The following is a 575-nucleotide window of genomic DNA, read 5'->3' as shown; positions in this document are numbered from 1 at the left end:
GTATTACTTCCGCAAAGGCAAGAACGCAAGACAAGCGTGTGACAAGTTGAGAAAGGTTTATGGAGAAAATGTACTACAAGAACGGCAATGCCAGAGATGGTTTAAAAAATTCCGAGATGGGGATTTTGATATCCATGACGCACCTCGATCAGGGCGGCCTACTGAGGTGGATAGTGACGAATTAAAGGCATTGGTAGGAGCAAACCCACTGGAAATTGCAGAAACCTTAAAAATCCATCATTCAACCGTTCACGACCATTTGAAGAAACTGGGATACGTAAGCAAACTCGATCGTTGGGTACCACACGAACTGAGAGAGGTTCATTTGACGGCGCGTGTAGTTTGCTCACTCGTCAAAAGTTATTGGAGTTAGGATGGGATGTGTTACCACATCCAGCTTACTCGCCTGATCTTGCCCCATCTGATTTTCATTTGTTTCGGTCGCTTCAAAATTCCTTACGAGAAATAAGCTTCATTTCAGATGAAGCTGTACATCAGCACCTTGTTCAATTTTTTGCCGGTAAAGACAAATCCTTCTACAAACGAGGAATTATGAAGCTGCCTGAAAGATGGCG

General features: G+C 43.7%; 1 protein-coding gene. It reads left to right on the top strand.

The genetic code is table 11. The features are described 5' to 3' along the window. Window positions 1–373: hypothetical protein (locus PV363_RS17870; RefSeq protein ID WP_301023104.1), on the top strand; the 373-nt coding region annotated here is incomplete at its 5' end. Window positions 374–575: the final 202 nt, after the last annotated feature.

Source organism: Mumia sp. (genome assembly GCF_028803055.1).
GTDB lineage: Bacteria > Actinomycetota > Actinomycetes > Propionibacteriales > Nocardioidaceae > Mumia.
The sequence above is the reverse complement of the archived record's forward strand: the minus strand, read 5'-3'. Positions and strand labels throughout refer to the sequence as shown.